Origin of the sequence: Deinococcus sp. YIM 77859 (genome assembly GCF_000745175.1) — a bacterium.
Classification (GTDB): domain Bacteria; phylum Deinococcota; class Deinococci; order Deinococcales; family Deinococcaceae; genus Deinococcus.
Window position 1 is genome coordinate 315,461 of record NZ_JQNI01000004.1, and the last position, 16,642, is coordinate 332,102.

The following is a 16,642-nucleotide window of genomic DNA, read 5'->3' on the forward strand; positions in this document are numbered from 1 at the left end:
TGTTGTTGTTTTTTTAGATCTTTTTATCTTTTAAAAGATATATGTTGATCAACAACACGCGGCGGCTCGGCGAGCGTGCTGGACGGTGTTTTCGCCCCCAAACGGCGCAAGTTGTCCGATAGTTTGGCGCAAGTTGTCCGATACTTTTGGGGGTCAAACGGCGCAAGTTGTCCGATAGCAGGGGGTCAAACGGCGCAAGTTGTCCGATAGTTTGGCGCAAGTTGTCCGATACTTTTGGGGGTCAAACGGCGCAAGTTGTCCGATACTCCTCGCCCCAAACGGCGCAAGTTGTCCGAGGATTTGCCCCCAAACGGCGCAAGTTGTCCGATACCCTCATGTGCCGAAGTCTGAAGCAAAAAAAGAGCGTCTAGGAAAGCCTCGTCGAAAAAACGGCGCAAGTTGTCCGATAGGGTGCCTGGCGAAAACGGCGCAAGTTGTCCGATAGTCGCTTTTTTCGCTAATTACAGAATAAAAGGCTTCTTTTATGCAAGAAGGAGACTAAAACTGACCCTCGGTCAGTCATCCTTGAGGAGGCGCAGGGAGGGCGGGTCGTCTTGGATGTTCAGCCGGATGGACTGCTCTGATCCCCAAACGGCACAAGTTGTCCGATACCAAATCTGCTCGTCATGTGACGAGCAAGTGGGGCCGCTTCGGGGTAGGCTAGGGGCAATGCGGACGCTGACGTTCTTCAACCACGCGGGCGGGGTGATGAAGTCTAGCCTCACTCGTGACGTGGGCCACACCTTCTCGCAGGCGGGGCTGCGTGTCTTGGTGATAGACCTTGACCCACAGGCGAATCTCACCGATTGGCTAGGCGTATCGGACGTCGCACCCGAGCAGACGGTGTACGGCACGGCCACGCGCGGCGAGCCTCTCCCCTCCCCTGCCTCGGCCCATGGTCTTCACCTCATTCCTAGCGACGTGTCGTTGGCACTGGCCGAGGGGCAGATGATGGGGGTGGTGGGAGCACACCTGCATCTGCGCCAGGCGCTTCAGGCAGTAACGGATCAGTACGATCTGGTGTTGATCGACAGCCCGCCGAGCCTAGGGCAGCTCTCCATTCTGGGTGCGCTCGCGGCCGATCACCTCATCGTGCCGGTGCCCACCCGTCAGAAAGGCATGAATGCCCTCGCCGGGCTGTCAGAGGCGATGGCGACCTACCGCAAGCTGCGCCCGGACCTCACGGTCGCCCTGTACGTCCCGACCCTCTATGACGCTCGGCGGTCCCATGATCGTGAGGCGCTCGCCGCGCTGCGGGGCATGTTGCGTCCCCTTGCCAGTCCCATTCCTGACCGTGGTGCCGTATGGAATGACAGCGCAAGCGCGGGTCAGCCGGTGGGCGTGTACGCTCCCGGCTCGCCTGTTCATCAGGACGTGCTGCGGGTCACGGCGGAGATCGCACGAGCCGTTCACCTGAACGTAGACCTTCCTGGGGTGAACGCATGACTCGCAAGGTACGTCCTGTCATCGGTGCCCGCCTGAGTGGACTGGTGGAAGGTGTGGAAGCCTTAGGGCAACCCGCTGCAACCACCCTGCCGGTACAAGACCTTCAGCCGGGGACATTTCAGCCGCGCGTCCACTTCGACCAGCAAGCCTTACAGGAGCTCGCCCACAGCATCCGTGAGCAGGGAGTTCTTCAGCCTCTGCTCGTGCGGCCGCTTGGAAATGGGCGGTACGAGATCGTGGCGGGCGAGCGCCGGTGGCGGGCGGCGCAGATGGCGGGTCTGACGGAAGTGCCCGTGCTGCTGCGCGAACTGACGGATGCGCAGGCGCAGCTTGCGGCCGCGGTCGAGAACCTGCAACGCGAGGACTTGAATGTTCTAGAGGAGGTGCGTGCCCGTCTCCAGGTGGTGGCCGCCACACTAGGGGTACCGCCTCAGGAGGCAGTCGCGCGGCTCTTTGCGCTGGACCGTCGCCCGGAGGACGACCCGGAGGCTGTCGCTCGCCTCGATGCTGTCTTTGGAGCGCTGGGCCGGGAAACGTGGCGCAGCTTTGTGAAGAACCGGGCCGCCCTGCTGAATCTGCCGCAGGACGTACAGGCCGCCGTTCAGCGGGGATTAGACTACCGCAAGGCCCTGGTCGTGGGGCGCCTGTCCGATCCGGAAGCGCGCGCAGAGCTGTTGCAGCTGGCCTGGAACGGAGCGACGGTCCAAGCCCTGCGTGAACGGGTGGCCCCAGCGCAGGGGAAAGCCCCCGATCCCGTACAGACCCTCGCTCGCCGGTTGGCTGACCGCCGAACCCTAGCCGCCCTCGATGCGGCACGCCGCCGCCGGGTGGAACGGTTGCTGCGTCAGATCGCCGAACTGCTGGACGAGACAGAGACCTAGGGCGGCCTGAGGTTTCCTTTCTCAAGGCTACCGTAGCGCTTGATAAAGCGGGAACCAGCGTTTCTTATGGCCGATCACGGTAGCGGGAAGCACCGGATGGACTACCCTGTGGTTCCCCACCTGGTCATGTCGACGGTCTTGCCGAGCTTCTCCATCTTCACGGAAGAGTATATCCGTTCACTCGTTCGTGTCTTCCGGCGCATCTGCCCTGCCATGGGACTGGCTGAGGTGATCCGCGCCGTGCTGGGGTGGCAGACCCATCCGCTCGACGCCCGGCTGAACGCAGCCTTTGCCCTGGTTTTTCTGACTGCGGCACTGGCCCTGTGGTGGGGGAGGCGGCCACTGTTGGTCATTCGTCTGGGGTTTCTGGCCGCAGCGCTCATCGCCCTGTGTTTTGACCTGTGGGCGTACGCACTGCTGCCCCCTGGCCTTTCCCCGGGCGACACGGCCTATATCGTGACAGGGCGCTCTATGTACCTGCCTTTTGTGCTGATGCTGCTGTCCTGGCTGCTCTTTCCAGCGCCCTGGGCAGGACGGCTTGCCCTGGGCATCTACCTGTTGAGTCTGGGCCTCGCGGTGCTCGCGGGTGGACAGGCGCTGGCGCAGGGCCGCAGCACCTGGGACGGCCTGCTCAACTTCTTTGTGCACCACGCGTTTGTTGGCGGAAGCTTCTACCTGTTGCTTCAGGTCTTTATGGCGGTCTATGCCCGGCAGGCCCACTTGGAACGCGAACGCGCGCAGTTTCAGCGGGATGCCCTCCATGACCCCCTGACCGGTCTGGCCAACCGCCGCGCGTTCGATGAGGTACTTGAACGGGAGATTGCCCAGGCGCACGCTTCCGGTCAGCTGCTCAGCCTGGTGGCCTTTGATCTGGACCACTTCAAGCGGGTGAACGACACGTACGGGCATGACCTGGGCGATCAGGTGCTTGTGCAGGTCGCTGCCTTGCTGCGAAACCTGAGCCGACCGGGTGACCTGCCGGCTCGTTGGGGCGGAGAGGAGTTCGTATGGTTGTTGCCGGGAACGTCCCTCCTCACCGCCAAAGGACTCGCCGAGGATCTGCGCTCGGCCGTCGAGACCTTTCCCTTCCCCGGCGGCTCCCTCACCATCAGTTTGGGGATAGCCGCTCTGACTCCAGGGGAGGATGCGAGCAGCCTGTTTGTTCGGGCTGACCAGGCGCTCTACTGGGCCAAGCGTGGGGGACGTAACCAGGTGCGGCTGGCCGAAACCCCGGCCCAGGGCTAGGGCAGATGCCGCGTGTCGCCCCACCCCCGCTTTCTAGGGCTAACGTGGCAACGGCTGGAGTTGCTCGTCACGTGACGAGCAGGTGAGGACGTTCCTTCCAGCCTCCTCACGCCGCGCTCTTCGCCAGACCTTTTCCGGGGTAAGCGGCTTGCCATGACCCGGCAGAACGGCCTTCAGGTCCATGTTGGCGATGGCATGCAACGTCTGCACGGCCGCCTGCTGGTCTTCGTTGTAGGCGGTCTTGGGGAGGTGAGCGCCATCTCTCCCGCCGATCAGCGCGTCACCAACAACCAGCACACCGTCTCGCAGCAGGCCGGTTTGCCCCAGCGTATGACCGGGAAGGGGAATGACTTCCCAGCCATAGACCCGCTCGCCGGGGAAGACGGGGTGCAGGGCGCGGGACTGTACCTTGGGGTGCAGGCGCGAGATCAGCTGGCCGACCTGCGGGTAGCCCGCCGGATAGGGGAGATGGTGTTTCTGCCCGGTGAGAAACGCATGCTCTAGCGGATGCGCGAGGATGGGGATCCCCAGCCTGCCCGCCAGAAAGGCCCCGCCGGTATGGTCAACGTGGTGGTGTGTCAGGAATAGGGCGTTCGGCTGGAAGGCTCGCAACAGGCGCAGGTACTGGCCTACGTGTGTCACCGCTCCTGCGTCCACCATCAGCCGTCCTTGGGGGGTCTGTAGGAGGTAGACATTCGCGTAGAGCGTCCTGACCCCGATGTTCAGCGTCATCTGTCCTCTCCCAGTTCTGCTTGGTCGAGAAAGGCCAGCGCCGCGCCCAGCACGGGTCCCTCACCGGGTGTGAGGGCGTAGTCACACAGCGCCAGAAAGGCTGCATCCGAGGCGAAAGCGCTCACGCCCAGCGTCAACTCCGGCTCCTGTAGGTGCTCCAGTACGTAGTGAACGGCGCTTTCGGGGTTCACCTCGCGGGGCAGCAGGGTCAGGCTGTCCCCGCGCTCGATCAGACGCAGTTGTCCCCGAAAGGGGCCCTCATCTAGCCAGGTGCGCCACTCCCGTGCCGCTGTCTCCAGGGGAGGCAGGAGACCGTGGGGATGCCGCAGGGTCACCATCAGGGGTAGACCTTGCCGCTCGTGCAACTCTGCCTCGGTGCCCAGTTGACCCAACCAGCCGATATGCTGCGCGGCCTGAAAGGCCAGCCGCAGGGCCTCGGCGCGTTCGTGCAGCGTTTCGCGGGTCAGGCGGCGCCACGCCGGGTCCTCCTCGCCGTCGGGATTCAGGACAACCGCGCCGTGACGCAGAATCTGCCAGGACGTGAACGCCGCTGGAACGTTGAGCAGCTCCTCCTCGTCTAGGCCGGTGACGGGGATCAGCTCGGCCGAGGCCAGCAGCGTCGAGAGCGCAACCTGTGCCGCCGCTGGGTCCTGTGCGGGGTCCTGGGGCATCAGCACGCCGCTCGGGTTAACGAAAGCTACGATCATGCCCGCACTCTAGAGCGTGTTTTGGGAGGTGGACGTGCTTTCGGCTGCTCTCCCCACCCTCTTCAAGCTTGATCGCCTGCTTTCAGAGTGATATCATTTTGATAGGAGGTTACTATGAGCAAGCTGGAAAAGGCTCCCATAACCGTCGGTCCGCAAGGCGGCGTTTCCCCCAGCAGCCGGGTGGCGAGCGTGGAGCGCGCGGCCTTTGGCCTGCCCGGTGTGCCTGCGGTCCTGCTCTGGCTGGTCGGCGCTGCCGCCGCAGGATGGCTGCTCTTTGGGGCGGGGCTGTTTGTCCCCGCTCTGCTCCTAGGAGGACTGCTTCTCTTTGCCCTGTTCGGGTTTTTCATCGTGCAGCCCAATCAGGCGAAGGTGCTCACACTGTTCGGGCGGTATGTGGGTACCGAGCGCCGCAACGGGTTCTACTGGACCAACCCCTTTACTGTGCGCCAGAACGTCTCTTTGCGCATCCGCAACTTCAACTCCGAACGGCTCAAGGTCAACGACCAGGCCGGAAATCCCATCGAGATCGCCGCCGTGATCGTGTGGCGTGTGGTGGACACGGCGCGTGCCGTCTTCGATGTGGAGGATTACGCCGAGTTTGTCGCCATCCAGGCCGAGACCGCCCTGCGTCACCTCGCCGCGCAGTACCCCTATGACGAGTACGATGGCCACGGCCTCTCCCTGCGCGGTCACCCGGATGAGGTGGCCGAGGCTCTGGCCCGGGAGCTGGCCGCTCGCCTGCAACATGCGGGCGTGGAGGTGCTCGAAGCCCGCCTCTCGCACCTCGCCTACTCTCCCGAGATCGCAGGGGCGATGCTGCAACGGCAGCAGGCGAGCGCGATCATCGCTGCTCGGCAGCAGATTGTGCAGGGCGCGGTGGGCATGGTGGAGATGGCCCTGACCCAGCTCTCCGAGCAGGACATCGTGCAGCTCGACGAGGAGCGCAAGGCGCAGATGGTGAGTAACCTTCTCGTCGTGCTGACCAGCGAGCGCGGCACCCAGCCCGTTCTCAATGCCGGCAGCCTGTACTGACGGCGAGCGCAAGAAGGTATGGCCCCCCGCAAGAACTATCCCCTGCGCATCAGCCCCGAGCTGTATGCCGCCCTAGAACGCTGGGCTGCCGACGAACTGCGCAGCGTCAACGCGCAGATCGAGTACCTCCTGACCCAGAGCGTTCGTCAGGCGGGCCGTCTGAAAACGGCATCAGAAGCGGCAGAAAGCGAGAAGGAAGAGAAGGACTGAATGTGCTCGTCACGTGACGAGCAGAGGGCGAAGGCTTGCCTTCAGGCCTCCCGTGCCACCCTCAGCAGTTCCCCGCTCACGACCAGCTCTTGCAGCGCCAGCAGATCGGGGCGGGAGTACCGGTCCTGCTCCAGGGGAGGAATGACCTCGCGGATGCGCTCATAGGCTGCCTGTACGCCCCGCCCAGCCCGCAGCGGCTGGAAGTCGAGCGCCTGGGCGGCGCACAGCAGCTCGATGCTCAGGACGTTCTGCACGTTCCTCAGGATCTGCCGCAGTTGCCGCGCCCCGTGTGCGCCCATGCTGACATGGTCCTCCTGATTGGCGCTGGTGGGGATAGAGTCCACACTGGCCGGGTGAGCCAACACCTTGTTCTCGCTCACGAGGGCGGCGGCGGTGTACTGCGCGATCATGTACCCGCTGTTGAGCCCCCCTTCGCGTGCCAAGAAAGCCGGGAGGCCCGACAGCGCCGGGTTGAGCAGTTGCTCGACGCGCCGCTCGCTGATGCTCGCGAGCTCTGCGACAGCAACCTTCAGCGTGTCTGCGATGAGGGCGAGCGGCTGCCCGTGGAAGTTCCCGCCCGAGATCACCTCGCCTTCCCCGCCGCCTCCGGGGAAGATCAGCGGGTTATCGGTGACCGAGGCGAACTCGACCGCCAACACACGCCCTGCCTGCGTCAACGCGTCCAGACTGGCCCCGTGGACCTGGGGCACGGCGCGCAGGCTGTAGGCGTCCTGCACCTTGCCGCAGCGGGCGTGGGCGGGGGCGATCTCGGAGCCGCGCAGGAAGTGGCGCAGGTCGCTGGCAACCACCAGGGCACCGGGGTGGGGCCGCAGGGACACGACGCCTTCCGAGAAGGGTCGGTGGCTGCCGGAGAGGGCCTCGACCGTCATGGCCGCAGCCAGGTTCGCTGTGTGCAGCAGCGTCAGGGCGTCATGCAGCGCAAGGGCCAGCAGGCTACCCATGAGCTGGGTCCCGTTGATGAGCGCCAGCCCTTCTTTCGCGGCCAGCGTGAGCGGCGTGAGGCCCAGTTCGGCCAGCACCTCGCGGGCAGGCCGAACTGCTCCCCGGAACTCGATCTCTCCCAGCCCGACCAGCGCCAGCGCGAGATGGGCGAGCGGGGCGAGGTCGCCCGATGCACCTACGCTGCCCTGCGCGGGCACGACGGGATGTGCCTCCGCGTTCAGCAGCGCCAGCAGCAGTTCGACGACCGCAGGCCGCACGCCGGAATGCCCGAGCGCGAGCGATTGCGCGCGCAGCAGCATCATCCCGCGCACCACCTCGGCGGGCAGCGCGTCCCCCACGCCGATTGCGTGGGAAACGATCAGGTTGTGTTGCAGCTGGGCCAGTGCCTCGCGGGGGATCCGTACGGCAGCGAACTTGCCAAAGCCGGTGTTCACGCCGTACACCGCCTCCTGGCCGTCCACGATGCGCTCGACCACCGCCCGCGCCTTCAGGATGCGTTCCCGCGCCGCTTCCGAGAGGATCACCGGTTCGCCGCCCCGCACCACACGGATGAACCCTTCAAGGGTCAATTGCCGGTCCAGAATCACGAGTGTATCTCCTTGAGGGCCTGCCCGCCCACGAACACAGTGCGAATGGGGTTGGCGCCAAGTGTGTATGCCAGGTCGCGCCAGTCTGCCGAGTGCAAGGCCAAGAAGTCCGCCCGTTGGCCCACGGCGAGGGCTCCCCGGTCCCTCAAGCCCAGGGCGGCGGCCGCATTCACGGTGCTGGCCGTCAGCGCCTCGGCGGGCGTCAGGCCGTTGAGCCGCACGGCGAGGGCCAGGGCGAGCGGCACGCTGAAGAGGGGAGAGCTGCCCGGGTTCAGGTCCGTTCCGATGGCCACGCACGCGCCCGCATCGATCAGGCTGCGGGCAGGCGCGGCGGGGAGGCCCAGGTGCAGCGTTACACCGGGAAGGACGGTCGCCACCGTGCTCGACGCGGCCAGCGCCTTGATCTGCGGCGCACCGCTCGCCTCCAGGTGATCCACGCTCAGCGCCCCGAGTTCGCAAGCGAGTTCGGTGCCCCCGATCGCGTGAAACTGGTCGGCGTGCACCTTCACCCGCAACCCATGTGCTCGGGCCGCCGTAAGAATGGCGCGGGCTTCTTCTCCCTGAAAGGCTTCGCGCTCGCAGAACACGTCCACGGCGGTGGCGAGCGGTGGCCGGGTGCGCGCAACCTTGGGAATCAGCTCCTCGCAAACGCCGCGCACATACGCTTCGCGGCCTTCCGTCGGCGGGACGTGAATCAGCAGGGTGGGGAGCAGCGTCACGGGCAGGAGCGTTTGCAACGTGCGCACTGCCTCCAGCATTCGCACCTCCGCCTCAAAGGCAAGCCCGTACCCGCTTTTGACCTCGATGGTGGTCGCCCCGCTTTGCGCCAGGGCCCACAGGCGCGGCCGAGCAAGGCGTACGAGTTCCGTCACGTCCGCCCCCGCTGTCGCCCGCATCGTGGAACGAATCCCGCCCCCCCGTGCCAGCATCTCCTCGTAGGGCACCCCTTCCACCCGCGCCTCGAAATCGGCCAGACGGTCACCCGCCCAGACCGCGTGGGTGTGCGGGTCGGTCAGGCCGGGAACGACCGCCACGCCGCCCAGGTCGTGCGTGTGCTCTGCTCGGGGGGCCTCCTTCTCGTGGCCCATCCACGCGATCACACCATCACGGACAAGAAGCGCCGCGTCCTTGAGCGCCGTCAGCTGCCGCATGGCCGCGCCGCGTTGCGGGCCAGGAGCGGGCGTCACCAGCTGGGCGATGCCCGTGAAGAGCGTCTCAGCCACCAAACACCTCCCCCAGCGTCTCCATGACCAGCCGCGCGCCGATCAGGCTGCTGCGGCCGGTCGGGTCGAGGTTTGGAGCGAGTTCCACCAGGTCCATCCCAACAAGCGAATGCCGCCGCACAACCTCACGAATGACCCGTAGGGCGAGGGCGTAGCTGAAGCCGTCTGGCTCGGGACTGCTGGTGCCCGGCAGCACGGCGGGGTCAAAGGCATCCGCGTCCACGCTGAGGTAGACCGAACTTCCGGGGGGCAGGGCCGTCACCGCCTCGCTCAGCCTTTCCTCCACCTCCTCCATGGGCACCAGGGTGTGCCCACGCGCTCGGGCCGCCGCCACCGCCTCCGGATCGAAACGCAGGCCGCGCAGGCCCAGCGTGGTGATGTGCACCAGGTTGGGAAGCTCTTCGGCTGCCCGGCGGAAGGGGCTGGAATTGCTGTAGCGGGTGTCGTTTCGCGCGTCGGTAAAATCCAGGTGCGCGTCAAGCTGGATGACGCGCAGCTTGGGCACATCGGCAAAGGCGCACAAAAGGGGATACGTGACGCTGTGGTCACCGCCCAGAAACACCGGGAGGCGAGAGCGTTCCCGGACCAGCCGGGCCGCCTGCGTGATGCGCTCGCGGGCGAGCTCAGGTTCAAGGCTGGGGAGCACCACGTCCCCCGCGTCCACGAGGGTCAAGTCTGCCAGCCGCGTTCGTCCCGAGAGGTCGGTGAAGGGCGGGATATAGCGCAGGCTGGCTTCTCGCAGCGCGCGGGGGGCGTAGCGGGCACCGGGCCGGAAGCCCAGGGCGATGTCGAAGGGAAGCCCCAGGACAGCCACGTCAGCCTGCCAGGCTGCGCCGGGCTCCACGATGGGCGCGCGGGCGAAGGTGGCGATACCAGAGTAGGGGAGATGGGCGGGGGAGGAAGCCGTATCCCCGGCCATCAGCCCTCCGCCTCCCGCGTGTCCTCCGTCCCCAGGCTCGGCAGATCGAGCCCGCGCGTCCGCGCCACGTCCAGCGCCTTTTCATATCCGGCGTCGGCATGGCGGATCACACCCAGCGCGGGGTCATTCGTCAGGCAGCGGCGGAGGCGCTCGGCGGCTTCGGGCGTACCGTCTGCGACCGCGACAAGGCCGCTATGCTGGCTGAAGCCCATTCCCACACCGCCCCCGTGGTGAAAGCTCATCCAGGCGGCGCCCGACGCGATGCCCACGCCAAAATTGAGCAGCGCCCAGTCGGAGACGGCGTCACTGCCGTCCTTCATCGCCTCTGTCTCCCGGTAGGGGCTCGCGACGCTGCCCGCGTCGAGGTGGTCACGGCCGATCACGATGGGGGCCCTCAGGCGACCGTCCGCGACCATCTCGTTAAACAGCAGGGCCGCTTGGTCGCGTTCGCGGTAGCCCAGCCAGCAGATGCGCGCGGGGAGGCCCTGGAAGGCGATCTGATCGGCGGCGTAGGTGAGCCAGGATTGTAGCCGCTCATCGTCGGGGAAGAGTTCGAGAAGGGCTTGATCGGTCGCGCGGATGTCCGCGGGATCGCCGCTGAGGGCCACCCAACGGAAGGGGCCACGGCCCTCGCAGAAGGAGTCGCGGATGAAGGCGGGCACGAAGCCGGGGTAGTCAAAGGCGTTGTTCACGCCCGCCTCAAAGGCCCGCTGCCGCAGGTTGTTGCCGTAATCAAAGGCGATGGCCCCGCGCTTTTGCAGCTCGAGGATGGCCCGGACATGCTCTGCCATCGCCGCATAGGCCCGCTGGCGGTACGCCTCCGGCTGCTCAGCGCGCAGCTTGTTCGCGTCCTCGTCGGGGGCGAGCGGCGGGATATAGCCCCACAGCGGATCGTGGGCACTCGTCTGATCGGTGATCAGGTCCGGCGTCCAGTTCATCTCCACCAGTTGCGGCAGCACTTCGGCGGCATTGCCCAGCAGGCCGATGGAGCGGGCAAGGCCCTGCGCCCTGTACTTCTCGGCCCGTGCGATCGCGTCTTGAAGGTGAGTCGCCACCTCGTCCAGATAGCGGGTGTCCAGGCGCTTTTGAATGCGCGTCGGGTCAATCTCGATGGTGATGCTCACGCCGCCCGCCAGTTTCACCGCGAGGGGCTGCGCACCGCCCATTCCACCCAAGCCCGCCGTGACGGTGATCGTGCCCGCCAGGCTGCCACCGAAGTGCTTTTTGGCTGCGCCCGCAAAAGTCTCGTAGGTGCCCTGAAGGATGCCCTGGGTGCCGATGTAGATCCAGCTTCCAGCGGTCATCTGGCCGTACATCATCAACCCCGCCTGATCGAGCCGGTCAAAGGTTTCCCAGTTCGCCCAGTGCGGCACCAGATTGGAGTTGGCGAGGATGACGCGCGGAGCCCACTCGTTCGTCCTGAGCACGGCGACCGGCTTGCCGGACTGAATCAGCAGCGTTTCAAAGTTCTCCAGGCGGTCAAGCGTCTCGACAATCTTGTAAAACGCCTCCCAGTTGCGGGCAGCCTTGCCGCGCCCACCGTACACGACGAGGGTGTCTGGGTGCTCGGCCACCTCAGGGTCGAGGTTATTCATCAGCATGCGCTTGGCGGCCTCCTGGATCCAGCCTTTGGCCGTTTTGTGGGGGCCGCGCGGGGCCCGGATGACGGGGGCCGTCTTGGGGGTGAGGGATGGGGTCATGGGCATTCCTTTCGCGGCAAAGAGACGTCTGAAGTGCTCCTATCGTCCTTCAGCCCCCGGGCACCCACAACACGTTTTTCCGACTATTCCAGAAAAGGAGTACCCTCGGTTCATGCCCCGTACCCTTTCCACCGTGGACCGTGCGGTGCGCGTGCTGGAAGCCTTTGACGCCGACCATACCGAGTGGACGCTCTCGGAGCTGGCCGAGCACCTCGGACAACCGACCTCCACCCTGCACGAGCAGCTCACGACGCTCGTGGGAAGCGGCTTGCTGGTCAGGGTGGCGCGTGGCCGCTACCGGCTGGGCTGGCGGCTGCTGAAGCTCTCCAGTGCCCTGTACGGCAGCGTTCCGTGGTACGCGCCCGCCCACGACGCGATGAACGCTCTGGCGCGCGGCACGCACCTGCTCGCCTTTCTGTGTGTGCTGCAGGGGAACCAGGTGCTGTGTATTGCCCGCTCGGTGCAGGGACGGGACGGCCCGCCGGTAGCGGGCGAGACGGCATTCATCCTCCCGCCCCACGCCAGCGCGAGCGGCAAGCTGCTGTACGCCCTGCATGGTCTGGAGCTGCCCGCCGGTGCTCCCCGGTACACCGCCTACACCCTTGCAACCGCTTGGGAACAAGAGGCGCAAGCCATTCGTGCCGCTCGCCTGGCCACCACGCGGGACGAATGGGCGATGGGCACGAGTGGTCTGGCCGTGCCGCTTCTGGGCGCGGAGGGGAAAGTCCTCGCCGCCCTGGGCGTGAGCCTTCCCACCAGCAGATGGCGCGAGCAAGAACAGCTCAGCCGCCGCCTGCGCGATGCGGCCGATAACGTGGCCTGGACGCTGGGTTACCGCCCGACGTGAGGGCGAGAAGCGGACTTCGAGATGTGCTCGTCATGTGACGAGCAGGTCCTCTCACCCCCGAAAGCGGGCGGCCAACGCCGTGGTGCCCTGCGCCAGCAGCAGCACGTCAACCCCCACAGCGACAAAGGTGTAGCCCCACCCCAGGTAGCGCCGCGCGCTGGCCTCGTCGGTGGCGAGGATGCCCGCCGCCCTGCCCGCCCCGCGAATCCGCCCCGCCGCGTCCTGGATGGCGGCCTGCACGTCGGGATGTCCCGGGTTGCCCAGGTGACCCATACTCGCCGCCAGGTCGGCGGGACCGACAAACACGCCGTCCACGCCCTCCACCGCCGCGATCTCGTCCAGCACGGTGAGGGCCGCAGCCGACTCCACCTGGAGGAGGAGACAGATGCCCTGGTCGGCGTACCTGAGGTACTCGGTGTCTCGCGAGAAGCGGCTGGCCCGCACCAGCGCGCTGGCCACACCCCGCCCCCCACGCGGCGGGTAGCGGGTGGCGGCGACCAGCTCCCGCGCCTGCGCCGCCGTCTCCACCATCGGAATGAGCAGGTTGCGGGCGCCGATATCGAGCAGCTGCTTGATCAGGACCGGGTCGCCCACGGGCGGGCGCACCACCGGGGCCGAGGGATACGGGGCGACGGCCTGAAGCTGGCGCAGGACCGAGCGCACGTCGTTCGGCGCGTGTTCGCCGTCGATCACCAGCCAGTCGAAGCCCGCCCCAGCGCAGATCTCGGCGCTGTAGGCATCGGCCAGCGCCAGCCAGAAGCCGTAGAGGGTGTCACCCCGAAGAAGGGCGGTTTTGAACCCGTTCTCGGGGCCTGCCGTCTCAACCGCCACGTGCGACCCCCGCAAAACGGCACGAGAAGGTGCCCAGCGGTCCGTAATCGAAGGTGAACACGTCGCCGGACGCGATATCGACCGGGCGGGTAAACGAGCCTGCCAGCACCACCTCTCCCGCCCTGAGCCCCTCGCCGTGCGGCGCGAGGCGGTTGGCGAGCCAGGCGATACCCGTCGCCGGATGCCCCAGCACGCCCGCCGCCACCCCGGTTTCCTCGATCACGCCGTTGCGGATGCACAGGGCGGCGGCCCAGCGCAGGTCCAGGTCATCGGGCCGCATGGCGCGCCCCCCCAGGATCACCCCGGCATTGGCGGCGTTGTCGCTGATGGTGTCGGTCACGCGGCGGGGCCTTCCCGTTTCCCGGCTCACCCGCACAATCCGCGCGTCGATGATCTCGGCGGCGGGGGTGACGTATTCGGTGGCCCGCAGCACGTCGAACAGGGTCACGCCGGGCCCGCGCAGGTCCGCCCGGAGGACAAAAGCGAGCTCGACCTCCACCTTCGGCGCGACGAAGCGCGACAGCGGAATGTCCCCGTTGGGCTCGAAGAACATGTCATCAAGCAGCGCCCCGTAGTCCGGCTCATGGATCTGTGAGGCCAGCTGCATCGCCCGCGACGTGAGGCCGATCTTGTGCCCCAAGACGCGCCGCCCGCTCTGCACCTTGCGGGTCACCCAGGCCCGCTGCACCGCGTAGGCGTCCCCGACCGTCATCCCTGGAAAGCGCTCAGAAAAGGGGGCGAGCTGCACGCCCGTGGCCTCGGCCCCGTCCAGCTCGGCAGCCAGGCCGGAAAGGGCCTCCTGGGGGATGACGCGAAGATCCGGCTGCTGGCCGCTGGCCGCTCCTCTCTCAGATGACATGAGCCGGCAACCCCTTCAACTCACCCTCGGTCGGCGTCACCCAGCCCCCCCCAAAGGCTTCCAGCCGCGAGCCCTCCTCGAACCAGCTCCGCGGGGTCTTGGCCCCCCAGAGTGTTTGTCGCCGCGGGTCGTTGAGCTGCCAGCGGATGGGCTGGAAGTCGGGGTCTACCGTGATGTAGTCACTCGTGTACAGCTCGATGCGGTGGCCGTCCGGATCGCGGATGTACAGAAAAAAGGCGTTGGAGATGCCGTGCCGTCCCGGTCCGCGCTCGATGCGCTCGGGCTGCCGCGCCCCCGCCAGGATGTCGCAGGTGCGGATAATGCTCATCGCGTCGGGCATCCAGTAGGCCCAGTGGTGTAGCCGCGGCCCCGCGCCGTTTGTCAGGGCGAGGTCGTGCACGCCGCCCCGCCGCTGAATCCAGGCGGCCCAGATGCGCCCCGTCTCGTCCTCGGTGTACTCGGACGTGCGGAACCCCAGTTCGCCCGTGTACCAGTTCATCATGCCTTCCACGTCCGGCGTCATCACATTCACGTGGTCCACCCGTTGCAGGCCCGGCCCGCGGTGTAGGTGGTAGTCCTGCAACAACCAGGGATAGGTCCTGCTCTCGTGGTAAAAGGCGACGGGCACACCGAAGGGATCCTGCATCCGCAGCATTCGGGGCCGGTCGAGTTCCTCCTCCCAGCGGGAGGGGAGGCCCTCGCGCTCGGCCAGAGCGGCGAGGGCGTCGAGGTCGGCGTCCCTCCGCACGCGGTAGGCGATCTGCCGCACCCCGGCCTCCGGGCGCTCTTCGAGCTTCAGTGTCCACTCGCGGTCCTCCACGCCGCGCAGGTAGAGCGCGCCGGGCTCCTCGTGCAGCACGTTCAGTCCGAGCAGGTTGACGTAGAACTCTCGCGAGGCGCTGAGGTCTGTGACCGTAAAGACGGTGTGGGCGATGCGGATGACGTCGGGCCGAGCGGGGGCCGTCATACCGTCACCTCTTCTGGTTTCTCGCTGCGCTGCAAAAACGCCCGAACCCGCTCCACCGCCGGTTCCTTGTCGTACACCTCGTACAGGGCGGAGTGCATCCGCACCGGGTCACCGAAGAAGAACTTCTCGTAGAGGGCCTGCCTGCCGCCAAAGCTGCTCATGGACATGTCCCAGGCGAGGCGGAAGAGCCGCAGCCGGTCTTCGGCGCTCGCGTTCGCGGCTTGCAGGTACCTGCTGATCTGCGGCCCCAACGGTCCCTCGCGGTCGGCCTTGCTCGGCATCATGATGATGCCGGACGCGCCCAGCAGTTGCAGCAGCTCGGGCAGGCGGGCGTACACGCCGGGGTAGTAGTTGCGGGCGGCGTCCAGGGGCCCCCGCGCCGGGGTCATCACACCGTACTCGTTCAGCGTCGCGCCCTCGCGGGCAGCCACCTCCAGCGCCCGCATGATCTCCAGCGTGATGATGATCTCGGCCACCTTGCTCTGCACGTGCTGGAACCCCCCGCTGCCGATCGCGTTGACGATGCTCTGCGCAGTTCCCAAAAAGGCCTCTGTCTTGGCGACCTTGAGGTTCACGACCTGGTAGGCCATGTGCAGCACGGCGCTCGTCGCCGCGTAGGCCCGGTTCGCCAGCTCCACGTCATACAGCAGGAAGACCCGCTCCCAGGGCACAAGCACATCGTCGAAGATCACAAAGGCGTCCTGCTCGTCGAAGCGGCTGCCCAGGGGATGGTCTTCCGGGTCGCGGCCGATGTCAAAGGGCTCGCGGCACTGGAAACTCAGGCCAGGTGTGTTCGTGGGGATGGCAAAGCCCATCGCGTAGCGGCTCTTGTCGGCGTTTTCCTTGAGCACCGTCGAGGGGAAGATCAGGAGTTCGTCCGCGATGGGAAGCGTGGCCATCATCCTGGCCCCCCGCACGATGATGCCCTCCTCGCGCTCCTCCACCACACCCAGCGCGATATAGGGGTCAGGAAGCTCGGAAGCGAGCTTCGCCCGGTTCACCTGCGGGTTGGTCAGCGCGTGTGTGAGGCAGAGGTCATGCTCGCGCACGTACTCGAAGTAGCGGCGCATGTTGGCGGCAAAGTCGCGCTTCTCGCTGCCCGGCACGCTCGCGCTGCACCGACCAAAGTACTCGGCTCCCGCGCCCGCCGCCATCACGTTCGCGTTCATGTAGTCAGGCGCGCGGCCCAGAAAGCCCAGCGAGTAGTTCGCGCGGATCCGGTGCGCCTCCCCGATCCGCGCCAGGTCTTCTTTGGTGCGGGGCACGAGCAGGCTCATGGGGTAGCGCTGGCCGTTCTCCTCGTAGGTGAGCTTCTCGCGCCACTGCGGATCATGCTGGAGGTCGTACAGCCCGGCGAGCGAGTGCGCCATGTTGCGCGTCGCGGGGTGGGTGGTGGGGTCTTCCACCCGTTCCCCTTCGATGTAGAGGGTGGGCGGATTCTGACGCAGGCGGTCGAGGAACTGCTGTCCGGTGATGGCTGCCATGGGGGAACC

General features: G+C 66.6%; 16 protein-coding genes. 6 read left to right on the forward strand and 10 right to left on the reverse strand.

Translation table 11 applies throughout. The features are described from left to right. The first annotated feature begins 669 nt into the window (after positions 1-669). The 3 genes from EI73_RS14650 to EI73_RS14660 all read left to right on the forward strand — a co-directional run bounded on the left by EI73_RS14650 (position 670) and on the right by EI73_RS14660 (position 3,572). The gene (locus EI73_RS14650) at positions 670-1,446 is read left to right on the forward strand and encodes a ParA family protein (RefSeq protein ID WP_034388861.1); all 777 of its coding nucleotides are present in this window, start codon (positions 670-672) and stop codon (positions 1,444-1,446) included. Beyond that, the gene (locus tag EI73_RS14655) at positions 1,443-2,327 is read left to right on the forward strand and encodes a ParB/RepB/Spo0J family partition protein (protein ID WP_034388862.1); all 885 of its coding nucleotides are present in this window, start codon (positions 1,443-1,445) and stop codon (positions 2,325-2,327) included. Before EI73_RS14650 ends, EI73_RS14655 begins: the two co-directional genes overlap by 4 nt. A gap of 96 nt (positions 2,328-2,423) precedes the next feature. Further along, complete coding sequence (locus tag EI73_RS14660) at positions 2,424-3,572, forward strand: diguanylate cyclase (protein WP_051935662.1); 1,149 nt, start codon at positions 2,424-2,426, stop codon at positions 3,570-3,572. 39 nt (positions 3,573-3,611) lie between these two features. Here EI73_RS14660 and EI73_RS14665 read toward each other — a convergent pair whose 3' ends face one another. Next, entirely contained in the window at positions 3,612-4,304 is a 693-nt protein-coding gene (locus EI73_RS14665; RefSeq protein ID WP_051935663.1) for an MBL fold metallo-hydrolase, read from the reverse strand. Beyond that, the gene (locus EI73_RS14670; RefSeq protein ID WP_034388864.1) at positions 4,301-5,011 is read right to left on the reverse strand and encodes a hypothetical protein; all 711 of its coding nucleotides are present in this window, start codon (positions 5,009-5,011) and stop codon (positions 4,301-4,303) included. The genes EI73_RS14665 and EI73_RS14670 overlap by 4 nt, the downstream gene beginning before the upstream one ends. 114 nt (positions 5,012-5,125) lie before the next feature. Between EI73_RS14670 and EI73_RS14675 the strand changes: the two genes are divergently transcribed. Together EI73_RS14675 and EI73_RS14680 are read left to right on the forward strand one after the other, a co-directional pair. Beyond that, complete coding sequence (locus EI73_RS14675) at positions 5,126-6,043, forward strand: SPFH domain-containing protein (protein WP_081909113.1); 918 nt, start codon at positions 5,126-5,128, stop codon at positions 6,041-6,043. 18 nt (positions 6,044-6,061) lie between these two features. Then, positions 6,062-6,253, forward strand: coding sequence for a hypothetical protein (locus tag EI73_RS14680; protein ID WP_034388866.1), 192 nt, complete (start codon positions 6,062-6,064; stop codon positions 6,251-6,253). A gap of 41 nt (positions 6,254-6,294) precedes the next feature. On the opposite strand, the gene hutH is transcribed toward EI73_RS14680, so the two are convergent. From hutH to hutU, 4 genes are read right to left on the reverse strand one after another with little or no spacing between them, the layout of a single operon-like run. Continuing rightward, positions 6,295-7,803 (reverse strand): histidine ammonia-lyase, encoded by a 1,509-nt coding sequence (gene hutH / locus EI73_RS14685; RefSeq protein ID WP_034388868.1) that lies wholly within the window; start codon positions 7,801-7,803, stop codon positions 6,295-6,297. After that, entirely contained in the window at positions 7,800-9,026 is a 1,227-nt protein-coding gene (gene hutI / locus EI73_RS14690; RefSeq protein ID WP_034388870.1) for an imidazolonepropionase, read from the reverse strand. The genes hutH and hutI overlap by 4 nt, the downstream gene beginning before the upstream one ends. Further along, positions 9,019-9,945 carry an arginase family protein gene (locus EI73_RS14695; protein ID WP_034388872.1) on the reverse strand — a complete coding sequence of 309 codons (927 nt, stop codon included), beginning with the start codon at positions 9,943-9,945 and terminating at the stop codon, positions 9,019-9,021. Before EI73_RS14695 ends, hutI begins: the two co-directional genes overlap by 8 nt. Further along, on the reverse strand, positions 9,945-11,645 hold the full coding sequence (hutU, locus tag EI73_RS14700; protein ID WP_034388874.1) for a urocanate hydratase: 1,701 nt from the start codon (positions 11,643-11,645) through the stop codon (positions 9,945-9,947). Before hutU ends, EI73_RS14695 begins: the two co-directional genes overlap by 1 nt. A gap of 112 nt (positions 11,646-11,757) precedes the next feature. Here hutU and EI73_RS14705 point away from each other — a divergent pair, with 112 nt between their 5' ends. Then, positions 11,758-12,492, forward strand: coding sequence for an IclR family transcriptional regulator (locus EI73_RS14705; RefSeq protein WP_034388876.1), 735 nt, complete (start codon positions 11,758-11,760; stop codon positions 12,490-12,492). Positions 12,493-12,543: 51 nt separating this feature from the next. Here the strand turns inward: EI73_RS14705 and hpaI are convergent, their stop codons facing one another. From hpaI to hpaB, 4 genes are read right to left on the reverse strand one after another with little or no spacing between them, the layout of a single operon-like run. Then, complete coding sequence (gene hpaI, locus EI73_RS14710; protein WP_034388879.1) at positions 12,544-13,323, reverse strand: 4-hydroxy-2-oxoheptanedioate aldolase; 780 nt, start codon at positions 13,321-13,323, stop codon at positions 12,544-12,546. After that, positions 13,313-14,182 carry a 2-oxo-hept-4-ene-1,7-dioate hydratase gene (gene hpaH, locus EI73_RS14715; RefSeq protein WP_051935665.1) on the reverse strand — a complete coding sequence of 290 codons (870 nt, stop codon included), beginning with the start codon at positions 14,180-14,182 and terminating at the stop codon, positions 13,313-13,315. Before hpaH ends, hpaI begins: the two co-directional genes overlap by 11 nt. Next, on the reverse strand, positions 14,172-15,149 hold the full coding sequence (gene hpaD / locus EI73_RS14720) for a 3,4-dihydroxyphenylacetate 2,3-dioxygenase (protein ID WP_034388881.1): 978 nt from the start codon (positions 15,147-15,149) through the stop codon (positions 14,172-14,174). The genes hpaH and hpaD overlap by 11 nt, the downstream gene beginning before the upstream one ends. Beyond that, positions 15,146-16,633 carry a 4-hydroxyphenylacetate 3-monooxygenase, oxygenase component gene (gene hpaB, locus EI73_RS14725; protein ID WP_034388883.1) on the reverse strand — a complete coding sequence of 496 codons (1,488 nt, stop codon included), beginning with the start codon at positions 16,631-16,633 and terminating at the stop codon, positions 15,146-15,148. The genes hpaD and hpaB overlap by 4 nt, the downstream gene beginning before the upstream one ends. Positions 16,634-16,642: the final 9 nt, after the last annotated feature.

Excerpts from the sequence above, each read along its gene's own strand:
- EI73_RS14675 (WP_081909113.1), top strand. The coding sequence starts at position 5,126 with ATGAGCAAGCTGGAAAAGGCTCCCATAACCGTCGGTCCGCAAGGCGGC.
- EI73_RS14655 (WP_034388862.1), top strand. The coding sequence starts at position 1,443 with ATGACTCGCAAGGTACGTCCTGTCATCGGTGCCCGCCTGAGTGGACTG.
- EI73_RS14680 (WP_034388866.1), top strand. The coding sequence starts at position 6,062 with ATGGCCCCCCGCAAGAACTATCCCCTGCGCATCAGCCCCGAGCTGTAT.
- EI73_RS14695 (WP_034388872.1), bottom strand. The coding sequence starts at position 9,945 with ATGGCCGGGGATACGGCTTCCTCCCCCGCCCATCTCCCCTACTCTGGT.
- hpaB (WP_034388883.1), bottom strand. The coding sequence starts at position 16,633 with ATGGCAGCCATCACCGGACAGCAGTTCCTCGACCGCCTGCGTCAGAAT.
- EI73_RS14670 (WP_034388864.1), bottom strand. The coding sequence starts at position 5,011 with ATGATCGTAGCTTTCGTTAACCCGAGCGGCGTGCTGATGCCCCAGGAC.
- EI73_RS14660 (WP_051935662.1), top strand. The coding sequence starts at position 2,424 with ATGGACTACCCTGTGGTTCCCCACCTGGTCATGTCGACGGTCTTGCCG.
- EI73_RS14665 (WP_051935663.1), bottom strand. The coding sequence starts at position 4,304 with ATGACGCTGAACATCGGGGTCAGGACGCTCTACGCGAATGTCTACCTC.
- EI73_RS14650 (WP_034388861.1), top strand. The coding sequence starts at position 670 with ATGCGGACGCTGACGTTCTTCAACCACGCGGGCGGGGTGATGAAGTCT.
- hpaD (WP_034388881.1), bottom strand. The coding sequence starts at position 15,149 with ATGACGGCCCCCGCTCGGCCCGACGTCATCCGCATCGCCCACACCGTC.
- hpaH (WP_051935665.1), bottom strand. The coding sequence starts at position 14,182 with ATGTCATCTGAGAGAGGAGCGGCCAGCGGCCAGCAGCCGGATCTTCGC.
- EI73_RS14705 (WP_034388876.1), top strand. The coding sequence starts at position 11,758 with ATGCCCCGTACCCTTTCCACCGTGGACCGTGCGGTGCGCGTGCTGGAA.
- hutU (WP_034388874.1), bottom strand. The coding sequence starts at position 11,645 with ATGACCCCATCCCTCACCCCCAAGACGGCCCCCGTCATCCGGGCCCCG.